At 41.9% G+C, this 16,832-nt stretch carries 10 protein-coding genes and 1 tRNA gene; 5 read left to right on the top strand and 6 right to left on the bottom strand.

Translation table 11 applies throughout. The annotated features are described in order from the left end of the window. Positions 1–167: 167 nt before the first annotated feature. On the bottom strand, positions 168–3,386 hold the full coding sequence (locus tag ACXIUD_RS15005) for a S41 family peptidase (protein ID WP_458053779.1): 3,219 nt from the start codon (positions 3,384–3,386) through the stop codon (positions 168–170). 278 nt (positions 3,387–3,664) lie between these two features. Then, positions 3,665–4,762 (bottom strand): DNA polymerase IV, encoded by a 1,098-nt coding sequence (gene dinB / locus ACXIUD_RS15000; RefSeq protein WP_458053457.1) that lies wholly within the window; start codon positions 4,760–4,762, stop codon positions 3,665–3,667. Positions 4,763–5,100: 338 nt separating this feature from the next. On the opposite strand from dinB, the gene ACXIUD_RS14995 reads away from it, so the two are divergent. Then, entirely contained in the window at positions 5,101–5,493 is a 393-nt protein-coding gene (locus ACXIUD_RS14995) for a GreA/GreB family elongation factor (RefSeq protein WP_458053456.1), read from the top strand. A gap of 1,105 nt (positions 5,494–6,598) precedes the next feature. Here the strand turns inward: ACXIUD_RS14995 and ACXIUD_RS14990 are convergent. Further along, positions 6,599–7,861, bottom strand: coding sequence for an anthranilate synthase component I family protein (locus ACXIUD_RS14990; protein WP_458053455.1), 1,263 nt, complete (start codon positions 7,859–7,861; stop codon positions 6,599–6,601). A 76-nt stretch (positions 7,862–7,937) separates the two neighbouring features. Continuing rightward, entirely contained in the window at positions 7,938–8,654 is a 717-nt protein-coding gene (locus ACXIUD_RS14985) for a YceI family protein (RefSeq protein WP_458053454.1), read from the bottom strand. Between the two features lie 132 nt (positions 8,655–8,786). On the opposite strand from ACXIUD_RS14985, the gene ACXIUD_RS14980 reads away from it, so the two are divergent. The 3 genes from ACXIUD_RS14980 (at position 8,787) to ACXIUD_RS14970 (ending at position 13,484) form a co-directional block, all read left to right on the top strand. Continuing rightward, a complete protein-coding gene (locus ACXIUD_RS14980; RefSeq protein WP_458053453.1) occupies positions 8,787–9,311 on the top strand; it encodes a gamma carbonic anhydrase family protein in 525 nt (174 codons plus the stop codon). A gap of 175 nt (positions 9,312–9,486) precedes the next feature. Beyond that, positions 9,487–12,723 (top strand): outer membrane beta-barrel protein, encoded by a 3,237-nt coding sequence (locus ACXIUD_RS14975; RefSeq protein ID WP_458053452.1) that lies wholly within the window; start codon positions 9,487–9,489, stop codon positions 12,721–12,723. Positions 12,724–12,758: 35 nt separating this feature from the next. Next, positions 12,759–13,484, top strand: a complete 726-nt coding sequence (locus ACXIUD_RS14970) for a Crp/Fnr family transcriptional regulator (RefSeq protein ID WP_458053451.1) — start codon at positions 12,759–12,761, stop codon at positions 13,482–13,484. 9 nt (positions 13,485–13,493) lie between these two features. On the opposite strand, the gene ACXIUD_RS14965 is transcribed toward ACXIUD_RS14970, so the two are convergent. Further along, entirely contained in the window at positions 13,494–14,885 is a 1,392-nt protein-coding gene (locus ACXIUD_RS14965) for an MATE family efflux transporter (RefSeq protein ID WP_458053450.1), read from the bottom strand. A gap of 222 nt (positions 14,886–15,107) precedes the next feature. Between ACXIUD_RS14965 and ACXIUD_RS14960 the strand changes: the two genes are divergently transcribed. Beyond that, positions 15,108–15,181: transfer RNA gene (locus ACXIUD_RS14960), tRNA-Pro, on the top strand. Positions 15,182–15,398: 217 nt separating this feature from the next. Here ACXIUD_RS14960 and ACXIUD_RS14955 read toward each other — a convergent pair. Further along, on the bottom strand, positions 15,399–16,769 hold the full coding sequence (locus ACXIUD_RS14955) for an InlB B-repeat-containing protein (RefSeq protein WP_458053449.1): 1,371 nt from the start codon (positions 16,767–16,769) through the stop codon (positions 15,399–15,401). Positions 16,770–16,832 lie beyond the last annotated feature (63 nt).

Here is a 16,832-nt window from a genome sequence, read left to right as displayed (position 1 = left end):
TAAAAAACTTTGTTTGTATTCCTGAAGTTTCCCCCAAACAAACTTTTCCAAAGTTCTAAACTTTGGAAAAGTTAGCTCTCTTCCCCCCCTAAAAAGAAAAACCCGGCAGGTTTTGAAAACTGCCGGGCTTAGCTAACTACGAACTTTAAATAGCTGAATTTTTAGACTTACTTCACATCCTTCATCAACTCCTCGACAGCCTTTTCCAATTGCTGATCAATTCCTTGATCAATTTTGCCTGGCATATTTTTCACCTCAAACTGTGGCTTGGTTTCGTTGTTTTCCATCCAATTGCCTTGCTTGTCTTTGGCAGAGATCGGTACAATACCCCAACGGGCACCATTTGGCAAAGCCTCCCAACCTGCAAAGGAACAGGTTCCTGGGGTAGGCATACCTACGGTTTTCCCAATCTGTAAATCTGTATACCCACAGGCAAAGCAATGTCCATCGGAATAGTTAGCTTCATTGAACATGGCTAGGGTTGGTTTGGTCCAACGGAAAGTTGGTTCGTAGCCTACATCTCTACCCTCTACGGCGTAGGTGATGAATTTCTCTCCAGTAAAGAACATAGCCAAATCAGCCACCAAGTCTCCCCCACCATTAAAACGAGTATCTACAATCACGCCTTCACGGTCATGATACTTGCCCATCATCTCCTCATAGGTAGTTCGGAAAGGTCCATCAGACATGCCGGGGATATGCACATAGCCCAATTTTCCATCCGATAGTTTGTCCACTTCCTCTTGATTTTTGCGTACCCATCTTCTGTATAACAACTGATTTTCCTCACCCAAGGAAACCGGCTTCACCGTCACCTGCTTGCGTGCATTGGTCTGTGGGTTGAAGATATCTAGTAACGTGAACTTATCTGCTTTTCTATTCAAGTAAACGGCCACATCCTGATCTTTCGAAACTACCTGACCATCGATTTTTTCGATGATCATACCAGGGCTTAGGTCCAATCCAGCCTTGTCCAAAGGTCCATTACGAAGAATTTCTACGATTTTGATGCCATCGCCACTGTGTTTGTAATCCATAAATATTCCCAAACTAGCTGTCGCATCTGATTGGGAAACTCTTCTAGAATAGCGGGCACCTGCATGGGATACATTCAGCTCCCCGATCAACTCTGAAACCATCTCCGCAAACTCATAGCCATTGCCAATATGTGGAAGGTATTTTTCGTAGGAATCTGCCAAGGCATCCCAATCTACTCCATGCATATCCGGTGTGTAGAAAGCACCTTTGGTACGGATACGGATATGGTCAAACATGGCCTTTCTCTCCAAATCGGTATCCAAAGTCATCTCACCTGCAATTCTGATAGGATCTCTCTTTGTTCCGTTATTAGTAATTTTGGCAATGGACCCGCTCGCCAATAGGTAGAGATTTTTCATCTCTGCATCCCATTCCATAGACCCAAAACCAGCATCCAACTTCAACTCCATTTTCGTTTCTTTGGTACGCAAGTCCGTGCTCCATAAGTTCAAACCCTTTTCAAATCTGGCCAAGTAAAATAGCTTCTCACCTTCCTTATCTAAGACCGCATCACCTAAAGAAGAAGAGTGAATGGTCAATTTAACTTTACGATAAATCAACTCATCCCAATCGATCTTAATGTCCTCTACTTTCTTACTGTCTTCTTTTTTATCATCAGCTTTCTTGTCATCTCCTTTTTTGTTTGCCTTTTCGATTTCCTTCATCAAATCGTAATCCTCCTTGCTGAGGTTAAATTTGTCGAAGCCCTCTTTGGTGAGGAAAAGCGTGTACACATCTGCTTGAGAACCTCCACTTGTCGCCAAACTCTTCAAACCATCTCTGTTGGAAAACCAGATAATCTGCTTACCTCCATTGACCCACTTAGGTCTATAATCGCGGAAACCATTTTGAGAGATATTTTCCATCGGTCGTTTACCTGTTACATCCAACAACACAATCTCACCATTGGCCATGGTTGGATTGTATTCCGCTAATAGCCATTTGCTGTCAGGACTCCAAGAGAAAAACTGATCTCCATCTTGCATATGGTACAATTGGGTGTCGTCCATCAAGGTGATGCTAGTTTTTGTAGCCAAGTCCATGACCACTAAATTTTTACGATTCTCAATGTATGCCAATTTTTTTCCATCAGGAGATAACTTTGGTTGATAGACGTCCACATCTTTGGACACCAACACTTCCTCATTCAAGAGTGTACTTGCAAAGAAGAAAGGCTCTTCTTTTTCACGCACACGCTTGGTCTGTAAAATCTCCCATTTGCCATCACGCTCTGCTGCATAAATAATGGACTTACCATCTGGTGCAAACTGCACAAAACGCTCGGCTTCGGGTGTAGTGGTAATTCTCTTGGTCAAAGCCCCATCCACAGAGGTAACAAAAACTTCACCTCTGGAAATAAAGGCAATCTCTTTACCATCCGGAGACAAAGACATTTCCCGTACTTCCCCGTTGATGGTAATAAAACTATCGGTATTGCTAATAGCCTGGGTGGTCAAGGATACCTCCACTAATTGAGGCTGTCCACCCTCTCTCAGGGTATATAAATGTCCATCATAAGAAAAACTCATCAAGCCATCCTTGGCAATGCTCAGGAAGCGAACTGGAAAGTCTTTCAAATCAGTCAAGGCTTGCTTATTGGCAGGGTTGGCCAAAGAAGCTTTCCAAACATTAAAGTTGCCGTTTTCCTCGGATAGGTAGAAAAAATCACTGCCATTAGGAGCAAAAACAGGATTCCTGTCTTCACCATAGAAAGTAGTCAGCATTTGATGGGAATTGCTCCCTTGATCATAGACCCAAATATCACGGGCAATACCGGATTGATGCTTTTTCCTCCACTCATTTTCTCCACCCTTTTTATCATGGTAGAGCATTTTGCTGCCATCTTCGGAGACAGCTACATATTCTGCCGGAATGGTCCAAACTTGGTCAATTCGCCCACCTTTAACAGGAACTTTATACAATTCAGGCTGCGAACCCGTCGGATATTGTCTGTGCTCTGCCAAATCCTGACGAACACCTCCAAAAATCACATGAGCACCGTCCGAAGAAAAGCTGTATGGCATCTCATCGTTAGAATGATAAGTCAAACGGGTGGCATTTCCTCCTTGTGCAGGCATGATGTACACATCAAAATTACCATAACGATCGGAAGCAAAAGCAATGCTTTGACCATCCTTGCTCCACACAGGCATAAAGTCATGCGCCTCATGGAAGGTTAATTGTACGGCTTTTCCTCCTTGTGAAGGTACTGTGTAAATATCCCCTTTGTAGGTAAATGCGATCAATCGTCCATCAGGTGAAATGGACGGGTAGCGCAGCCACTGTGGGGCTTGTTGCGCAACAATGCTTCCAGACGCCAAAAGACAGCAGAGAAGCATGAAAAACATATATTTCTTTTTCATAAGACAGATTTATACCTGCGAAAATAGAAAAAAAACACAGGTCACAGCATCAATTTTGCTGAATGGTGCTTTCGGGTTGAAAGTGGTTTGTAAAAATAGAGAAATGACTCGAAGACCAATCCTGGCAGGTTTTAAAAACCTGCCAGGATTCTCGCTAAAATCCCTGTTTTCCCTATCCCTTCAAAGTCGAACACTGGACCATCTTTTCCAAAGTTTAAAACTTTGGAAAAATTCTCAGAAGACCAATGTAAACCCCTGAAAGCTTATTCAAATCCATCAAATTCAAAATGCAATTGCTTACCGAAGAGTATTTTCTCCTCTTCAATATTCAGATTGGATAGCCCAATCCCCAATAAGCGAACAGGCATTTTTAATTCCTCTTGTTCCAATAAAGCTTGCACCGTTTCCCAAATCTTATCCATTTCGAGGTATTGTTCAAAAGTTTTGCTTCGGGTCTGAATGGTGAAATCAGAATACTTGATTTTGAGTGTAACAGTACGACCCTTAATTCCTGTTCGCTCCATGCGTTTTTTTACCTCCGCTAGCACATCCTGTAAAGCTCCCAAGCAATCAGAAGCCGAAGATAGGTCTAGTTCGAAGGTATTTTCTGCAGAAAGGGATTTGCGTAAGCGGTTAGGCTGCACCTCACTTTGATGGATACCTCTGACAATATTGAAATAGTGCAACCCTGACTTCCCAAACTTTTTGGTTAAAAACTGGAGGGAATACTGCTTAAGATCATAGCCATTGTAAATGCCGAGTTTATTCATTTTCTCAGCTGTGACCTTGCCCACTCCATAAAATCGTTCGATGGGTAATTTTTCCAAAAAAGCCTCCGCATCCTTGGGTAAGATGACTGCCTGCCCATTGGGTTTATTGATGTCAGAGGCTGTTTTGGCTAAAAACTTATTGTACGAAATGCCTGCTGAGGCATTCAAACCAACTTCATCTTTGATCCGTTGACGGATTTCTTTAGCCAACAAGGTAGCGGATGGATTATTTACTTTATTGACCGTCACATCTAAAAATGCTTCATCCAAAGACAGTGGTTCCACCAAGTCAGTGTATTCGTAAAAAATTTCGCGGATTTGCATGGAAAGTTCCTTGTAGCGCTCAAATCGTGGGCGGACAAAAATCAAATGAGGACACTTCATCGCCGCCATTTTACCAGACATAGCCGAGCGCACTCCGTATTTTCTAGCCTCATACGATGCTGCCGCCACGACGCCCCGCTCACGATTACCGCCCACTGCCACCGGTTTCCCTTTCAGGTCAGGATTATCCATCTGTTCCACCGAGGCATAAAATGCATCCATGTCTACATGAATAATTTTCCGTATGACAACTCCTTCAATTTCCATTCTTTATTTTTACGGTCCACGAGTTATGCAAATTACACGAAGTTGATTATTATTCGTAACTTGCATGGAATGATTTCCCTAAATAACATATCGTCTCAATTTTCACGCGCTTTTCAAGGGAATTCTATGCACTTTTTGAAATCAACACCCAGCAAAGTCTTTGTACTGTAAGCCCCTGCTAGTGCAATCAACCAATTTATCGTAGCAGGGGAATCTTTCCCAGGCATATGTGCATCTGGGATTCTTCAATTCAACGCCAATTTACACTTTCAAATTTCAGCTACTTGGAATGCTGTTATCAATTTATTTAAAAAATTCACTTATAAATTACCTAACTCATGGTACCTATCATTAAACAATCAGACGAAAAAGCCCTTTTATCCATGATGGAAAGAATTCCATCCAGTGAACGAACCAAAGAAATGGGCGTATTACAATCTGAACTCCGTAGAGCCAAAATAGTTGCCGACAAGAAAATTTCTGATAAAGTCATCCAACTCGGCTCTACCTTTCACATCACAGATATTACCAGTGGAAAAAAACTAGAGTTCACCCTTACCTTTCCCAAAGATGCCGACTTAGCTGCCAAGAAACTCTCCATTCTTTCCCCATTGGGGGTTGCACTGATCGGTTTTCAGGAAGGGCAGGAAATTGAATGGAATCTGCCTGCAGGAATCCGTACCTTTAATATCGAAAAAGTTTCTCAACCTGAATACTCGATTTCAACCTAAATAAATCCTTCCCTACATTCGGGGAAGGATTTTTTAGATTTTATAGTGGTGAATTTAGAATTAAGGGACAAGAAATAAGATAGACTTCCAAGTGTCAGTGCCTAATTTCTCTTGACACTTTTTTTATCATTCTTCAATGATTAAACAAAGCCTCCGATCCCAGCGGGATCAACTATTTAAAGTTACAAAATGTCTAGGGACAGGTGCGACTCCGAACGGAGTCGAATGTCGCTAACTGCAAACAATTTAACTATAAACATGTGACCTCTTCGAGGTCGGGATTTTCGGCATTAAAAATAAATGCATATACTGTATTCAATAAACCAATTATTAGCTCCATCGGAGGGGCCGACATTTTAACAATGGGTTTAAAACCATTGATGTATATTCACACCTTAGGCGAAGTGTCATAGACACGATTGACATTGGCCAAAGGTATTTATGTCGGTCGTCCCGATGGGACTTTTAGGAGAGAGCTGGAAATCTTTTATCCGAGGGTTGAAACCCTCGGCTAGTATGCTGGCCGTCTCTATGAGACTCTAGCGGAAATTAGTAGGCAAAAACGAACTCCTTTAAAGTTTGAAAATTTCTATTTAAAGTGCTCGAATCTAGTCTTGACTCTTGGTTCTAAGTACAAGATTCGCGTAAGAAAAAGAAATATCTTCTGTACTCACATTTCTCATTCCTCATTCTTCATTCTTAATTCACCAACTGTTCACTGTCAATAATTTAAGATTTTAGAAGGTAGATTTTAGATTTGACTGCAACACCATTCGGTCTTCGGTCAATGAACTGTCAACCTATTTCATAAGGAGGTATTTCAACTGTTCACTGCCAATCTCCTCCAATGCCGGGGATTAAAATCCACGGCTATTGATAGAGCTACCCTCTCATAAAGTATCTGAATTTCAGACAATAATAGTCAAATCATTAGTGGGTTAAAACCCACAGAAAAAAGGATTCCTAATTTTAGTCTTACCATTTGGTTCTTGTCTCTTGTCTCTCGTTTCTCGCTTCTCATTTCTAAGTAAAGGATTCGTTTAAGAAAAAAAGTAATATCTTCCGTACCCCCATTCCTCATTTCTCATTCTTCATTCTTAATTCCTCACTGTTCATTTCTCACTGTTCCCTCCCCCTCCAAAACCTGTCTCATGGCTGATGCCTTCAACTGGCATTCTTCGTATTCATAGGCAGGATCGGCGTCGTAAGTGATGGCGGAACCCACGGCGAAGTAGCCTTTGCCTGTTTGTTGATTATAGATAATGCTGCGAATAATTACATTGAAATCAAAGTCACCCGATGCATCAATGATTCCTACGGATCCAGAAAACCATCCCCTCTTAAAATTCTCATACTGCTCGATGAGTTCCATGCACTTGATTTTAGGAGCACCCGTCATGCTTCCCATGGGAAATGTTGCCTTAAAAATCTCAGAAATGCTGATTTCTTCTCTCACTTGGGAACTAACAGTTGAGATCATTTGATGAACCCGAGGAAAGGCATACACACCAAACAACTCTTCCACTGCAACTGAACCGGTTACCGATACTTTGGAAAGATCGTTTCGCATAAGATCTACAATCATCAGATTTTCTGCACGCTCTTTTTCGGAATTCAATAAAGTTTGTGCAAGTTCGAGGTCTTCTGCTGGATTGGAACCTCTACGAATGGTGCCTTTGATGGGTTGTGCGATTAGTGTACTCCCTGTTTTCTTCAAAAACCGCTCTGGAGAAGCACCTATCAAATACTGATGCTGAGCTTTCAGGAAAACTGAAAAAGGCATGGGAGAAAGCTGCATCAACTCCCTAAATGCAGCCACAGGATTCCAATTAGATTTTTCAAAAGTATAACCCAAGCAGTAATTTAATTCATACATATCTCCTTCCTCTATATGCTGCTGTATGGATCGTACATGGGCAATGTACTGCTCACGGGAACTGAGGGCTTGAATTTGTACAGGAGGATTTTTTGACTCTGCTACCTGATGTTCCTGAATTTGCAGAAGAATCTGTTCCGGGTGCTCACTCTGTATGATAATCCTTTGTTTTTCCAATTGGATGGAAAGCGCTGCTTCGAAAAATACTGAATCCGGAACTGCCACGATGACCTGGTTTTCACTTCGCAATTTTTCCAATTGGTTTTTGTAATCATAAGAAAGTATACCAATGGTCGGAACATTTGTTTTGGTTAATTCATCCAAAGACTTAGCCTCGTATCCTGCAAAAATAGCCTTAGGAAAGGTGCCTTGGGGATACTCCACGTCGTTCCCGTGGAATAATGCCATATATGGAAAATTGCCCTGAGTCCAATCCAAGGCTTTGTACAAAAATTGAATACTGTTTTCTAGGTGTACTTCGATTTGAAACATGGCACAAATATAAGGATACAAAAAAAGGAAACCCGAAGGTCTCCTTTTTACCAAACAAACAATCTATGAATTTGTCTTAGTTAGCTTTGATGTCGAATCCTACACTTACTGTGTTGTAGATAAATTGATCTTTTGCTTTATCTACTGCATTACTTTCGTCACCGTAAGCCAAACCCCAAGCTGTTCTGTCAATGTTGAAACCAGCTTTAGCGCTTACTGCACCATCCACAATAGATACTGTAGCAGGGAATTTGATATTTTTGGTAGTACCTCTCATAGTCAAGTTACCAGAGATCCAATGAGTTGGGTTACCAGCTAATTCTGAAGCTGAAGCAGGAGTGTTTTCAGTTTCGAACTCATCCTTGTCCTCAATAGTACCAGCAGAGAAAGGTTCCACACCAGTCATTTCGAATACAGCTTCTGGGAAGTTAGCCGCATCGAAGAAATCGGCAGACTGAAGGTGACCCCACAATTTACCATAATTCTCATTGTCAGCGGGGATATCATCAATTTTCAAGCCCGTGATATCAAATGCAAAACGAGCACCTGTCAAATTAGTACCCTCTACCATCAATTCACCGGAAGTTACCGGGATAGTTCCCCAGTGCTTACCAGTTGGCTTGTAACCAGTCCAGTTTACAGAAGAAGTTTCTGGGCTGATTGCAAGAGTTACACCAGAACCAGCAGCTACATCTTGAGCATCTGTGGTTTCTACTGTATCGCCTGGTTTACCACAAGCGAAGGCTAACAAAGCAGCGGCTACAAACAAGCCTGATTTTTGAATGAATTTCATAATTTTTAATAGATAAGTTAGTTTCCTATTTAATGTCTATACACGAAAACTATTTTGAGCCAAAAAAGTTCACGCTAAGCCAAAAAAAAATACTTTTGATAGAAAATTTAACGCATTTTATACCTAATTCTTATGGCACTTATCATGGAAGTTAATGGAACTCAGCCCTCTTGGGATGAAAATTGTTGGTTTGCCCCCAATGCAACTATTGTTGGAGATGTGAAAATGGGAAAAAACTGCACGGTTTGGTTTAACGCAGTAATCAGAGGAGATGTTCATGAAATCCGCATAGGTGATGATAGCAATATCCAAGATGGGGCGGTGATCCATGGGACCTATCAGCAATCCGGGACTTACATTGGCAATAAAGTATCGATTGCTCACAATGCGGTTGTTCATGGCTGTACCATTCATGATAATGTATTGATAGGTATGGGCGCAATAGTGATGGATAAAGCAGTTATTCACTCGGGTGCGGTGATTGCTGCAGGTGCGGTGGTATTGGCGGGAACTGTGGTAGAAGAAAATAGTATTTATGCAGGTGCACCTGCCAAAAAAGTAAAAGCTACTGGACCAGAAATGCTTGCAGTAATCGAGCGTACTGCCGGGAACTATCCGAAATATGCGGGATGGTTTAGGGATGCTGAGAAAAAGTAAGTTAGTCCTTCAGCTATTTATCTCCCTATTGCGGGATAGATTTCATCAGAGTTCCAACTCAGTTAGGTTATTTTTAACCCAAAATTAAGAATGCGTTAATTCATTGCATTTGTCGTATACCGACAATGAAGCCTTCATAGAGGGGCTACTTTCGTGACTCAAAATCACACCTTCTATGAAAAAACTAGTACACATCACAGCCATTGTTTTTCTGAGTTTATTAAGCTTGGAAACATTTGCTCAAAATGCATCTGCCTCATTTTTTGGTAGTGTGCGAAATGCTTCGGGAGAAACTCTTCCGGGTGCCAATCTACAGATTCGAAATGAATCTACGGGCTTCGTTACCGGGACTGTAACCAATTTGGAAGGACGTTTTCAAATCAGTCAGTTACCCTTAGGTGGACCTTATGTCATCACAGCTTCTTTTGTTGGAGAGGGTCAGGTAAGCAAAACTGGGTATTTCCTCAATCTAGGTGATCAGGTCCGTGTGGATTTTGACCTAAGAGATGGAGATGGGGAATTGGAAATGATTACCGTCACTGCATCAGACTATGCTCCGAATAGAGTATCCCCTATTGGTGGTGCTACCCGTCTAGGTATTACCGAGATGAAAAATATGCCAACCAATGGCAGAAGCTTTCAGGACTTAGCCAACTTGTCGCCTACAACTGCCCCTGGGGGTTCTTTAGCCATCGGTGGTACTCGTGAGAGCTCTACGTCTATCACCTTAGATGGAGGCAATCAACGCTTCATGATGAATGGAGGATTGATCTCTCAATACACGGTATCCATGGAAGCTATTCGGGAATTTGAAGTAACAACCAATGAATACAGTGTACGCGAAGGACGACAAGGTGGAGGAGCCATCAACGTTGTAACCAAATCAGGAACCAATGAATTTACTGGTTCTGCCTTTCTTTTCAACCGTAATCAGCGATTGACTGCTGATCAAGATTATATCGGAAGACCCATCAATGACTTCAATATCAACCAATACGGCTTTTCATTGGGTGGACCAATCATCAAAGACAAATTACACTTTTTCACTGCCTTAGATTTTGAAGACAGAAGTGAACCATTCGCCATCATAGATGTACGGGATCCTTCCACGGAGCGATTGGAACAAATCACCCAGCAAAATTTGGATCGCTTTTTAACAATTTTGCAAAATCAATACGGCTTAGATCCAACGAGGCAACAAACCGGCTTATTCAACAGAAGACCTACGAATAGGACTGTCTTTGCACGCTTAGATTGGCAGATCAATGATATCCATAAGTTGACTTTCCGTAACAATGTCTTTTGGGGAGCGAATGAATTTGTCGTAGGTGGTGACCAAACTGCCCTGGCTGATTCCCGCGGCGATATCGAAATTTTTGGTCTCAATTCTCAATTGGCGCTTCGATCTACCTTTTCTCCCAAATTAACCAACGAGCTGAAAGTTCAGTACTTACGGGCACAACGTGACTTTGTAGCACGATCTTTTGCTCCTAGAGGTTTTGTAGGAATTGAATCCTTCCAAGAGGATGGTACAAGGTTATTTAGACAGTTTCAATTTGGAGGTAACAGAATCGCCCCAGAGGAGCAAGGTGAAAAACAGTTCCAATTAATCAACACCACATATCTTCAGACAGGTAAAATTTTCTGGACCTTTGGTACGGATAACATTGTAACCTTTACCAATACCTTAAATACCAATGAACAAGGCGGATTATTCCAATTTGCGAGCTTGGATGCCTTGGAAGCACAGACTCCTTTCCAGTATTCCAGATTAGTACCAAATAATCCTGATGGAAGATATGCTCCAAAATTACAGCAGACAGCTTTGGATTTATCCGCTTTTACCCAAGCAGATGTAAATTTTAGTTCCAAAATGAGTGCTTCCTTTGGTTTACGCTGGGATGCTACAGTATTTATGACAGCACCGGAATTCAATCCTTTGGTAGAACGTGAACTAGGCAGAAGAACAGACGTAGTAGCTTCTGATTGGAATAACTTCCAGCCTCGACTACAGTTCATCTATGACTTCAATGAAGATCAACGCAATGTATTGAAAGTTGGAATCGGTGGATACTCGGCCAACATCGTACACTGGGCTCAACTGAGTAATATCCTTCAGTCTGGAACAATTTTAACGGACCTCCTGCTCAGAGGTCAAAATGTTCCCTTCCCTGATTTCCCCTCGTTCATCAATGATCCAAGCACAGTACCAGGAGTACCTGCTGGTGGACAAGGCCGTTCTCCATATATCAACTTGATTGGAGAAAATTTCCAAGCTCCTTATACATGGAAAGGAAATTTGGCCTACAGAAGATTTTTGACGAATGAGTTCTATGTAGGTGCCAATGCCTATTTCGCAAGAACATTGAACAACTACCGATACCAAGACCTCAACTTAAGACAAGACTTTGTATTCCGATTGGCTAATGAAAATAACAGAGGCGTATTTGCCAGACCTGATCAAATTACTCCTGTCAACCTAAACAACCCAGGTGTAGTAGTCTATCCAATCAACGCTGAGGTAGTCAACGCCAACCCGAACTTGGGAAGAGTTTTGGAATTGAATGGTGACTCTGATATCTGGCAGCGAGGAATTATCTTTGAATCCGGTTATATCTTCCCTAAAGGTGGAACCATCACAGGTACCTTTACTTTGAATCGAACGGAAGATAACAACTCCTACAACTGTTGCATTGCACGAACATCCGTCTTGACAGCCATTGTAGATGACCCTAGAGACTTAATCGCCAACAGAGGGGGAGCAAATACGGACTTTAGACACAAAATCATCTTATTCGGAACAACGCCTACCTTCAAAAACATCTCCATCTCTGCTCGCTATGTAGGTCAATCAGGTACCCCTTGGTCTCCATTGGTATTTGGTGACATCGTGGGTGACGGTGCAGGTTTATTGATCAATGCCAATAAAAGAGCCTTTGTATTTAACCCTGAAACCATACGCGCTAATCCAAACCGAACCCCTTTTGAAGATATCATTGCAGATGGAATGGATGTGGTGCTCAACAATCCTAACAACATTGCTCGAGGACTATTGATCGATAACTTGGGTGAAATTGCTCCTAGAAATGAGATCTATAATCCATTCTGGCATAATGTGGATGTACGGGTGACCTATAAATTGGACAACACTGTCATCAAAGGTTTAGGAAAAAGCTACATGGAATTTATCGGAGAAATCTTCAACTTCACCAATCTGATCAACTCTGAGTGGGGTGGAGCTCCAACTGTTCCAGGAGGGAATCAAGTATTGTTACAAACACTAGGTTTAGATCCCATCGCAACTGCACAAGGAAGACCACAATATGCCTACCGAGTAAACCCAACTTTTGGAGAAACTGTAAAGGCTAATCCTCCTTTCCAAGTTCAGTTTGGTGTACGCTATAACTTCTAATCTTACAATCTAACCAATTCCAAAAAGACCTGTCGATGGCAGGTCTTTTTTTTAACCTTTTGTTTACATTCCGGTCACAGATTGATGATGTTTTTTTCGGAGCTTTGGCAATGATGAAAAAGTTGAAGTTGCGAGCTTATTTTAGCGATATTTTACAACAGGAAGGAACATGTGTACAAGTACTTCAGCTAAACCCCTTAGCTTGTGAAGGGCTTGCTTGGGTAGAATCAGGACTCGCCAAAATCTACGGCACCAATGAAAAGGGCCTGAAAGTAAATACTGACTTGATTTTTGAAAAAGAATTTGTTTGGCTGACTCCGGAGAACTATCAATCAAACGACCTTTTTTTCTTGGAGTGCATGAAAAACTCCAAACTCAGGTTTCTCCCGATTCACAAATTGGATAGTTCTGAAAAAGAAGCTGTCCCCATGTTAATGCTTGACTTTTATCAGGACAGACTTCGGAGAATTCATCAGCAGAAAGTAAAGAATTTTGATTTGGAACTAGAGGAGCGGGTCTTTTTCCTGTTGTTTGATTTTAGTTTACTTTATGGGAAAGAAGGCTATTCCCATATCAGTTTTCCAAATTTTTTCACGCATGATGATTTAGCCAGTATTCTCAAAAACTGCCGACAAAACATTACAACCTGTTTGAATGATTTGAAGAAAAAGGGAATTATCAGCTACAATAGGAAGGAAATCATCATCTCTAAAGATCAGCATGAACAGGCCATGCGAAAATATTACCAAGCAGTTTCCTGATTTTTCCCATCACACATTGACCAACTTCCATTTACCTTTCTTAAAGACCCACATGCTTACCATCGCGTGCATAGAATGAGCAATGGTGATCGCCCAGAAAACCCCAATAGCGCCCAATTCAAAATGGTTGGCAAGCACATAAGCAAGTGGAAGTTGAAAGCCCCACAACACCGCCAAGTTGATGATTGTAGGCGTGCGGGTATCCCCAGCCCCATTCAGCGACTGTGACATCACCATCCCATAAGCAAAGAAGACGTACCCCAGACAAATGATAGTCAAACCTAATCTTCCGACCTCAATCACGCCTGCTTCCTGATTGAAAATAGCAATGAAATAACCGGCACCAATGATAAATATCACGGAGCATATCCCTAAAAACAAGGCTGCTATATGTGCAGATAACCAAGCGGACCGCTCTGCCCTACCTGGTTGCAAGGCACCCAAATTCTGCCCCACTAAAGTTGCGGCGGCATTGGAAAAACCAAAGGCAGGTAATAAAACAAAGATGATTAGCCGTACCGCAATGGTATAACCCGCCAAAGCCACCGAACCTGATTCAGAAATGATGCGCATCAGGAAAATCCAAGAAGCCGATTCAATCAAAAACTGTCCCATACCACCCGAAGCTACTTTCAGTATCGTCCAGATAGTCTTCCAGTTCATCTGCAAACTCTCCCAATAGAATCGGATGATGGACATACCTTTAAAAAGAACTACTAGTTGAAAGACCACTCCAAGACTCCTTCCAATAGTTGTAGCCCAGGCAGCACCTTCCAAGCCCATGGCAGGAATCGGCCCCCATCCAAAAATCAGCAAAGGATCCAATACAATATTGAATCCATTGGCAATCCATAGGGCACGCATAGCCAAGGCAGCATTTCCCGCTCCTCTGAAAATCCCATTGATCAAAAAGAGTAACATGATGGCAACATTCCCACCAAATACGATCTGCGTATAGCGATAGCCCTCAGCAATGAGTTCTTCCGAACCTCCCATTAGGCGAAGCATGGTTTGTGCCTGCAATACACCGATAACAGCCATGGCAATTGCAAAAATGGAACAAACCATAATGGCCTGAAATGCTGCTATGGAGGCTGCTTGTTGGTTTTTCTCCCCTATCCTTCTTGCCACAATGGCGGTAGCTGCCATACTGAGACCGATAGCTATGGAGTAAATAATCGTCAACACTGATTCGGTCAATCCCACGGTAGCCACTGCGTTGACACCTAGTTTACCAACGAAAAAAATGTCAACGACAGCAAATAAGGATTCCATGACCATTTCTAAAATCATGGGAATGGAGAGATAGAAGATCGATTTTTTGATACTGATACTGGTAAAATCTTCTTCTTTGCCTTGTACGGCACGCTTGAAATGGGTAATAAATGAACGGAATTTCATACGCCGACGGTAATTGTTGAATGGAGAATAAGAAAAGTTCGGAGGCGTATTATAACTTCATGCCACAAATGTCTAGAAAAAATCATTTCCACAAAAGTGAACCGCTAAAAAATTTACGTTGAATAAGTTAATGGAAGAAGCATGTATTTTCCGCACGGAAGTTTTGATAATTATGGATGAGATAATATTTTCGCAGTAGGATTTCAGTTTGAAGTTCATATTCGGGGTGTGGCGCAGTCCGGTAGCGTACACGTCTGGGGGGCGTGTGGTCGCAGGTTCAAATCCTGTCACCCCGACTTTTTAACCTATTAAACTGATGAAAATCAATACTTTATACATTTATTTTCATTCTAGCCCCCATATAGGTCCCAAAAAATCTTATCATTTACCCACTTAATTTTCAGGTTTTAGCTTAATGCAATTTAAAAGGCTTAAAGAATTTTAACAATAAGTGCAAAGGACTGAAAACATACATAAAAACAAGCCTTTTCAACGAACCAACTGCTCATTGATTCACCCCCCACAAAAATCCTCATACTTCAAGGGAGACTTTCGATAATACAGGCTCCCTGCTGAACTGTAGCTTCCCAGAGAATAAACTAAATGTAAAAGCTCTCCATCCTCACTAAGCCCCCATTCATAATGTATCTCCAAACCTGATGCTTCCTTGATCGTGTAAAAAATGGCATTTTCACTCACAAAAACCGATACCACACCCTTTGGAAAATCCCTGAATTCTTTGTTATGAGTAAAGCAACCCTCTGCTTCCGTCCCATCACCTTTGCTGAGCTCCATGACTTTCCAATAATCAAATGCAATGACACGGGCAAAACCAAAAGGCATGTCTACATAAGGACCAAATGCTTCCCAAACCGTCTGATGTAATTTGGATGCTAAAATAGAGGGATTCGTCGGTACAAGCTTTGCAGTGATACTCATTGGTTGATTTACTGTTAGTTCAGCTACTGCTGTGGTAGCGGAAAATGAATCCTCCCATGAGACAAAAGCCCAATCGGGATCAGGGATGCATTCAATCCGAACCCTCCGCTCAAACGAGTCCCCCACAGGTATCGGTTCGGCAAGCAAGGTCTCCTCCACAGTACCCACCCCATCTACCACAAAATTGATCGGAGGACCCCAAGGGATAAAATGAGCTTGCAAATTCATGTCTCTGACCAAAACAAAGCGCAATAGTGGAGAAGTACTCTCAAACTCCCCTTCCCATCGATCAAATTTCCATCCTTCATCGGCCACTGCCTGCAACTCCACATGCCCTGGTAAAAATACTCCGGGAAACACAATCCACGTTCCTTGATTGACTTGCCCTTTCCCAATAATCTCTACAGTCAAATCAAATGATGAACGCACAAATACCGCACGCACCTCTTTTGGGCCATCTATTCGGATCACGTGAGGGTTACTGCTACCCGTCGCGTCCCCTTCCCAACGTACAAACACCCAACCTTCAGCAGGTAAAGGATTCAATTCCAACAATGTCTCCGCAGGATATTCCCTACTGGACGAATTAGAAATTATCCGTTCCTGAATGATACCTTCTCCATCCACATGTATGGTCAGTGGATACATGCGCTTAGTAAAATTAGCTTGAATTACCTGATCTTTATCCATTAGTACGACAAAGACACCATCTTCCAAATTCACCTCACCTTCCCAACCTGCAAATACCCAATGCTCAAAAGCCTCAGGTGTTAAAATAATCCGCTCGCCAGCCAAATAGCTTCCATTACTGCTTCCTTTGGATAAGTTAACAATTCCTCCTTCAGTAGGATTGGAAATCACCTGAAGGGTATAGCGGATGATGGGCTCTTCTTTCTCACAAGCCAAAAGCAAGACAACAAAAATATATTTTAAAAATCTTAGCATAACAGAAAATAATGATGAAAAATAGCAATTAAACAGAAGATAAACAAGAGACAATCTCCGAAA

It is taken from the genome of Mongoliitalea sp. (assembly GCF_054166905.1).
Note: the sequence above shows the minus strand (reverse complement) of the source record. Positions and strands in the feature narration are given on the sequence as shown.

Excerpts from the sequence above, each read along its gene's own strand:
- ACXIUD_RS15005 (WP_458053779.1), bottom strand. The coding sequence starts at position 3,386 with ATGTTTTTCATGCTTCTCTGCTGTCTTTTGGCGTCTGGAAGCATTGTT.
- dinB (WP_458053457.1), bottom strand. The coding sequence starts at position 4,762 with ATGGAAATTGAAGGAGTTGTCATACGGAAAATTATTCATGTAGACATG.
- ACXIUD_RS14995 (WP_458053456.1), top strand. The coding sequence starts at position 5,101 with ATGGTACCTATCATTAAACAATCAGACGAAAAAGCCCTTTTATCCATG.
- ACXIUD_RS14990 (WP_458053455.1), bottom strand. The coding sequence starts at position 7,861 with ATGTTTCAAATCGAAGTACACCTAGAAAACAGTATTCAATTTTTGTAC.
- ACXIUD_RS14985 (WP_458053454.1), bottom strand. The coding sequence starts at position 8,654 with ATGAAATTCATTCAAAAATCAGGCTTGTTTGTAGCCGCTGCTTTGTTA.
- ACXIUD_RS14980 (WP_458053453.1), top strand. The coding sequence starts at position 8,787 with ATGGCACTTATCATGGAAGTTAATGGAACTCAGCCCTCTTGGGATGAA.
- ACXIUD_RS14975 (WP_458053452.1), top strand. The coding sequence starts at position 9,487 with ATGAAAAAACTAGTACACATCACAGCCATTGTTTTTCTGAGTTTATTA.
- ACXIUD_RS14970 (WP_458053451.1), top strand. The coding sequence starts at position 12,759 with ATGGCAGGTCTTTTTTTTAACCTTTTGTTTACATTCCGGTCACAGATT.
- ACXIUD_RS14965 (WP_458053450.1), bottom strand. The coding sequence starts at position 14,885 with ATGAAATTCCGTTCATTTATTACCCATTTCAAGCGTGCCGTACAAGGC.
- ACXIUD_RS14955 (WP_458053449.1), bottom strand. The coding sequence starts at position 16,769 with ATGCTAAGATTTTTAAAATATATTTTTGTTGTCTTGCTTTTGGCTTGT.